Consider the following 6,646-nt stretch of genomic DNA (forward strand, 5'->3'; position numbering starts at 1 on the left):
AATAAAGGCGCCGGTTGGCGGCATGTTGAAAATTGATATCAATAAAGTGAATAGCATGTTGATTTAAGGCATCTCAGACTAGGCCCCCTTGGTTTTAATGGTAAATGAGGGTGATCCATTTTCTTCAATCCAAGCGTCTGAAAAGTGTGAACGGTTTTCTGCTTCAGAAGATGACCCCCAGTCCAAGTAGCAAATAATTACTCCAAATGACTTAGAAGCATCTAATTCACTAGATATTTTTTGGGCATCGAAATCAATGGGTGGCACCGCCCCAACTGACATTAAAACCCAATTGTCATTTTCCCACTCACAATCAATCCGATTCCAAAAGGACTTAGGTACATAGCCGGGTGAGACTATTTCCTTTACATCAGATTTTTTTATTAAAATTCTCCTGCTTCGTATTGGCAAGGCGGAAAAACGTAAATAGCCATAAGTGTACCAATCAATAAGTTCGAAAAATGCTCTTACAAAAGCGCTGCGACTTTGCTTGGTGTCAGAGATTTTATCTACTAACAAATAGTTGTCGCATACATTTAAAAACTCCGTTGATGTCCAAGCGCCTCTGCTCTTGCTGAGGTTTGCTCCATCAATATAGATTTTCTCAATTTTACTTTCGAAAATTAGATTATAATCTATTGGTATTAGACTATTTGATCCAACTAAGAATTTGCATACATTATCGGTCTGTCCATAGGATCTTGGGGCGAGACCTGAAATATTCATATTTAAAATATCATATAAAAAATTCGCGTTAATACGATCAAATTCCAGAGTATTACAGAACTTTAAAATTTCCTTCGCTAGGTACTTGGAAATGTCCTTTGCCATGTTAAGTTTGAATGGAAGGTTTCTTCCGATTATGTCCGATCTTTCTAAGTTAATCGGAAGGCGCCCATCTTGATCAAAAACATTTATTGTTGGCGTGTCTGCATGTATGAACCTCAATATTTCAGAAATCCCAAAACTGTCCAGAGATAGATGTTCTGTGATTATAATGCCGTTGCAAATTAAACTGGCGCTTTCTCGGTAGTTGGGTCTGCTTGACATAACGTGATTGTAAGTCCACGTGATGTCATCATATCTTTCGTCAATCGTGCGATGCCATTCGGTGTTAATTATATTTGATTCGGAGCTTGGAACTCTCCTAGACTGTTCTAAAGTGCGCTCGCAGTTTTTTTCGACAATCTTTCTTATAACTTTAGGTTTTTCCAAAGAGAACCAATCCCAGTGGTTATCTTTTTCAATAAGAATCTGTTTCACTTTTTCGCTAATATCTATTGTTATTCTTGTTCCTACATGAAAATTGGTATGAGCTACAATAATTTTTTTGCTACCCTTTACGCACTCAAAGGTTAGGGCTTGATCTTCATTTTGACTGACATGTCTTGTTTCAACGCGTAATTTATCCCCTAGAAGGTACGCAGCTAATAAGCCTATTCCAAACCTTCCTGTTCGATAAACTTTTGAGTGCCCGTCGGTTTCATGCTCTTTTTTCCAGCGATCACTATTTCTGAACGACGCGCCGATGTTTAGGAAGTAATTTTCAACAACATCCAAAGTCATTCCTATGCCGCGATCTTCAATTACAAGTCTTCCGCCATTTTCATTCAAGTCGTGTAAGGTTACGCAAACGTCATAATCAAGGTTATCATCGGGTTGACGGCCTTGTTTGACTTGCAAATCCCTTAGTTCGGCACACGCATCCACGGCATTTTGTACTAGCTCTCTGATGCCGACTTCGGGCTTATCACCGTAAAGCGGTTTTATTAATAACTCCATCATTTCCGAGTCGGCAGTTCTAAAGCTAAGAACCTTGGGTATGTAGTTGGGCTTTTTCTCTGCAACAAATTCTTCTATATAATCAAGTGATGACTTGATTCGACGAATTGTTATTCCAAGTTCTTTAAGGTGGTCGTACCGTCCGTAGACCTCACCTAGCACAGACCAAGATAAATCAAGCTCCAGTTGAATGTCTGAAAAAAGTTTTTTTAACTCCACATAACTAAGTGCATCTTTTGGTTCGGCATCTACGTAAATAGCTTCAGGGTCTTCGTGAGCTTGATTAATTTCTACAATTGAATGATGTTTCTTCCATTCTCCTTTAGATATTGGGCTAACCAATGTTTTTAAATGCAGTAATTGTTTGGGGGCTCGCTCAGCGTGTATTTGGATATAATCCGCAATCCTCAAAACTAGCATTAAAAATGGAACGTGCGCGTTAAGATGCACTTGCCTTTTACGCTTTTCAATCTTGTCTACAGCGGAGCGCAAACCCATATTGTGACTTCTTGCGATAAATCCACAAACATCAAGAAAGTTATCTTCTGGTGCTTTTCCTAGCTTAACGGTTTGGCCATCAACACCGGGAACACCATAAAATGCAATTTCATGCGCAATCCTTGCATGATTTCTTCTGATAAATTCTCCGATCAAGAGTCTATCTCTTCCAGAGAGGTCAATTTTATTTTTAGGTATCTCACGTACTGGAGTTTCATCACCAAAAATTGAACGAAGTTTAGTCGCATCGAAGCGCTTTGCTTCAGAGATATACTCATGCCATACCTCGCTCCAGCGTGGTTCTGTCTCAATATGTCGAGACTCGACCCGAGGAAGCTTATCTTGTATTAGCGAATAAAATCCGTCTTCTGTGAGGTGCATGGCACAATCATGTAGTAATACGGAAACAATCATTGCTGCTGCATCTTGTGCAGTCATGTGGGGCCAACTTTCATCCGATATTATGCTATCAGCAGTCAACAAAACTTCATTTAAATGAGTAAATCCATGATCAGTATATTCGGGGAAAAAAACTGTCTTATTGTCACTGAGCCATGCGTTCAAATTGTTTTGACAAGAAAGTACAAATCCATGATATGCGGCGTTTTGTTCCAAGAGGGTTTTTGTTCGATTTGGTAGGTTTAGCACATTAGTTCCTTAAGTCTTCTCGAATCAATTATGAAGTATGTTATTCGGCTCGTGAGTCGCTCTGTGGGGATAAATTCTTTAATTACGTTAATTGAACCACGTAGCATCGTATATGGTTTAATAATGAGTTGAATCATTAGTCTCCGCCACCATCGCCACCACCATCCCCCAAATCCCTATCATTATTTTTACTACCACCAAAAAAACCACCACCTGAATCCCCCGATCCCCCATCACCTCTGCGATTTCTATCGGATCGACGTATAAGCCAGATAAGCAATATCAATAATGCAGCGGAAAATAACAGGGGAAACATCACGCCTTTGATGATGTCTGGAGACATGATCTCGCTTTGGGAATAGGAGATTGCAATGATGATCAGCAACAGGATTGGTCTACGCATTTGGACTCCTTGCCACCTACTGCTGAGGCGGCGGGTAACTGCGCTTGGGGCGCCCTACGGTCAATGTTTGAGCGTTTGTAGATTATCACTAAATCTTGATGTGGGGTGAATTACGCGACATTACCTCTCTCCTTAGTGGCTAGAAAAGAGTGGGGCACGGCAGTGTTGAATGGTTTACTTCCCCAGCACCTGAAACCCGCTTTTGCCATTTTTCTTCACTTCGTACATTGCTGTATCGGCGAGCTGTAACAGTTGGTGTAGGTCGTTGCTGTGGGTGGGGTAAATACTTACACCAATACTGGCGCCAAGTTGGTAGCTGCTTTGCCCTATCTCGACCGGGCTGCAGCATTGCTGCAAAATTTTACTGGCAATTTGATTGGCGTGTTCGGCGTTTTCCAATTGTGTTGCGATAACGACAAATTCATCGCCGCCAATGCGCGCGCAAATATCGGTACTGCGTGTGTTGTCGACCAAGCGCTTGGCAATAATTTTTAATACTTCATCGCCCACCGTGTGGCCAGCGGTATCGTTGATGGGTTTGAAATTATCCAGATCGATGTAAATTACCGCCAGCATTTGGTGGGGGCGGGTGGCGAGTATCAATGCTTGGTCAAACAGGGTGGTCATATAGCGTTTGTTATTGAGCCCGGTTAATGGGTCGTGGTACGCGAGATCGAGCGCGTAAATTTCGGCATCTTGCAAACGTTTTTGGAATTGCAATAACACTGCCGAAATTAAACTTAAATACAGCAACACTGCCATAGCTGTGCCCAGCAAGAAACCGGGTGCGAGCCAAGCATCGGTAAAGCGCACTACTGGATAGGTGAGCCAGTGCAGTGCAAAACAGCTGCAGATAATAGCGACCCAAAGCATGACTTTGTGCGGGATGGTATTGCGCTCGCGGTAGGCAATAAAAGCAAAAAGTAACAGCGCAGCCGCATTGAATAGTCCAACACCTACAGCAAATAACAGGCGGCTGAAATCGGCAAGCCAGCTGCTGGCAAGCCACAGCATTATCAGCGCAACCAGGATTAAATAAAGCCGGGTGTAGTGCGGCAAACTAAAAAAGCGGAACGCACCCCATAGCAAAAAACATTTTTCCAGGCTGATAAAAAGTACATAGAGATGTTCAGCGGTATTGATGGTAACGAGCGAACCGGAAAAAGACAGTGTCAGGCGCGCGCAAAAGCCAAAAAAAATGGCAACTCCCCAGCAGCCGGCGCCGGCATTGGTGCGCGGAATACGGCTAAGCCATAACAGCAGCACGGCAAACCCGAAGTAGAGCGTGTAGCCAATAATGTTGACGGTCTCAAAGAGCGACATGTTCAATCCATGTGTAGACAGTAGTGCTACTCAGGTGGCCAGTATAATGTGTCTGGCATTTGTTGTTTTATATCCTCCTGCCATGAAATCTTTTCTTTTAAGACGAAAAAGGAAAGTGCGCACAAAAACTGTGGCGCCGTAATAAGCAACTGCTAGCATTGTTTACAGTGAGTATTAACAACTACACCCACAAAGGGGAGGACGTTATGAACGTCCGTACAACCATATTTTTGCTAGCCTACGCGCTCTGTTGGCTGATACCCCCTGCTTTGGCAGAGGAGCCGATGCAGATCAAATATCTTGGCAATAATGTTGATTTGGTGAGTGAGGATTATTATCTCGCACTGATTACGGCTGCACTAAATGCCACAGAATCCAGCCATGGCGCCTATCAACTGGTGTTTACCAAAGAGCCGCTGAGCTCAGAACGTAAACACGAATTATTGGTAGTGGGGGAAAAAATGAATGTGGATCGGCTGGTTGGTTTCCCCACTCAAAAAGGCGCGCGGGTGGGTTTGATTCGTGTGGCAGTACCACTGCTCAATGGTTTTATGGGTTACCGGGTTTTATTGATCCGCAAAGAAGACCAGTCGCGTTTTCGCAGTATCAAAACCCTCTCCGAGTTAGCTCAATTACCCATGGGGTTTGGTAAAGGCTGGGAGGGGCATGTGTATAAACATAACGGTTTTTCAGTGGCCGAGCCACTCACCATGACCTCGCTGTTAAAAATGCTGGCAGGGAAACGCTATTTTTTTGTGCCGCTGAGTGTGATTGAAATTGATGACCATTATGAAATTGAAGGTGCGCGTGTTGAGAATCTAGTGCCTGAGCAAACACTGCTGATCTATATGCCCTTGCCGGTCTATTTTTATGTTAGCCCGGAATATCCAGCGCTGGCAGAGCGGCTTACTGCGGGTTTAACCTACATAAAAGAAAGTGGAAAAATGGATGCGATTTTCAAAGAGCATTTCGGTGCGCGGTTGCATCGCCTGCGTTTATCCGAGCGAACGCTGATCGAGTTATCCAATCCCGATGATGACGGTAGTTTAGGTGCGCCCAATCATGCTCTTTTGCGTGAATTTTGATTCTATCTACAAAATGGTACGGTGACTGCCAATCATTACAATCTAAATATTTTTTCTGCTTCTGTAGAATCAATCTCCGGCTTCACCTTGATGATGGTTTTGATTATTTGTATATCCGTCACCGTATTCAATCGCGGTACCCTGAATTTTTCTGCGTCAGTGCATAAATAGAACTCAAAGTGGCTTTGCTCTGAACTCCAGTATTTCTCAACAGCTACTTTTTGGATGGACGATAGCGGTAGGGTGGTACTTGTTTTGCTATCTTCGTAAACCAGCTTTTCATCGTCCACTAAAAGATAAGTAAAACTGTTTCTCTTCTTATGATAAATGGATATACCCATACAGAATACAAACGCAGCAATTGGAAGCCCAAATGCCCAATTGCTGATTTCCTTTTGTGTTTGCATAAAGTAAATAAAACCACCCAGGCCTATTGCCATAGCGAAGGCAGTTTTTAAAAACTTGTCCGCAATCTCTTCATCGGTCTCGTTAACAGAAATATGTATCATTGAACGTGCCATTAGTCGTTGGGTTTTATGAGCACAGATTATTTAATTTTGCGTATTGCAGCAGCATAATCGTTTTTCCGTCCATTATTTCCCCTGACTCAACCATGTTGTAAGCTGCATTAAAATCAAGTTCCAGCACCTGGATATTTTCCTGTTCATGCTCCAATCCACCGCCTTCAGATACTTTCATGTCATCGCTGTACTCGGCAACAAAAAAATACAGTATTTCTGTCACCGAGCCGGGCGACATGTAGGCTTGGAATATTTTTTTCACCTTGTCAATTTTGTATCCCGTTTCCTCCTCGGCTTCTTTTCTGATGCAATCTTCGGCGTTGTCTTTATCCAGTAAGCCGGCGCAGGTTTCAATCAGCATTCCATCCATGTTGCCATTGACATAG

The 6,646-nt window shown here is 42.8% G+C and carries 6 protein-coding genes; 1 reads left to right on the plus strand and 5 read right to left on the minus strand.

The genetic code is table 11. The annotated features are described in order from the left end of the window. Positions 1-78 precede the first annotated feature (78 nt). The 3 genes from ACWA6V_RS14930 to ACWA6V_RS14940 all read right to left on the minus strand — a co-directional run bounded on the left by ACWA6V_RS14930 (position 79) and on the right by ACWA6V_RS14940 (position 4,654). Positions 79-2,928: an HD domain-containing protein gene (locus ACWA6V_RS14930; RefSeq protein ID WP_449523237.1), complete on the minus strand. Its 2,850-nt coding sequence runs from the start codon at positions 2,926-2,928 to the stop codon at positions 79-81. Positions 2,929-3,064: 136 nt separating this feature from the next. Next, positions 3,065-3,331: a hypothetical protein gene (locus ACWA6V_RS14935; RefSeq protein WP_449523238.1), complete on the minus strand. Its 267-nt coding sequence runs from the start codon at positions 3,329-3,331 to the stop codon at positions 3,065-3,067. A 174-nt stretch (positions 3,332-3,505) separates the two neighbouring features. Further along, positions 3,506-4,654, minus strand: coding sequence for a diguanylate cyclase domain-containing protein (locus tag ACWA6V_RS14940; protein ID WP_449523239.1), 1,149 nt, complete (start codon positions 4,652-4,654; stop codon positions 3,506-3,508). 206 nt (positions 4,655-4,860) lie between these two features. Here ACWA6V_RS14940 and ACWA6V_RS14945 point away from each other — a divergent pair, with 206 nt between their 5' ends. Continuing rightward, complete coding sequence (locus tag ACWA6V_RS14945; RefSeq protein ID WP_449523240.1) at positions 4,861-5,739, plus strand: hypothetical protein; 879 nt, start codon at positions 4,861-4,863, stop codon at positions 5,737-5,739. A 35-nt stretch (positions 5,740-5,774) separates the two neighbouring features. Here ACWA6V_RS14945 and ACWA6V_RS14950 read toward each other — a convergent pair whose 3' ends face one another. Then, the gene (locus ACWA6V_RS14950; protein WP_449523241.1) at positions 5,775-6,248 is read right to left on the minus strand and encodes a hypothetical protein; all 474 of its coding nucleotides are present in this window, start codon (positions 6,246-6,248) and stop codon (positions 5,775-5,777) included. A gap of 25 nt (positions 6,249-6,273) precedes the next feature. Beyond that, positions 6,274-6,646: NUDIX domain-containing protein (locus ACWA6V_RS14955; RefSeq protein WP_449523242.1), on the minus strand; the 373-nt coding region annotated here is incomplete at its 5' end.

Source organism: Cellvibrio sp. (assembly GCF_053579595.1).

What these genes read in the sequence shown, in the direction of transcription:
- ACWA6V_RS14935 (WP_449523238.1), bottom strand. Translation starts at nt 3,331, where the DNA reads ATGCGTAGACCAATCCTGTTGCTGATCATCATTGCAATCTCCTATTCC.
- ACWA6V_RS14940 (WP_449523239.1), bottom strand. Translation starts at nt 4,654, where the DNA reads ATGTCGCTCTTTGAGACCGTCAACATTATTGGCTACACGCTCTACTTC.
- ACWA6V_RS14945 (WP_449523240.1), top strand. Translation starts at nt 4,861, where the DNA reads ATGAACGTCCGTACAACCATATTTTTGCTAGCCTACGCGCTCTGTTGG.
- ACWA6V_RS14950 (WP_449523241.1), bottom strand. Translation starts at nt 6,248, where the DNA reads ATGATACATATTTCTGTTAACGAGACCGATGAAGAGATTGCGGACAAG.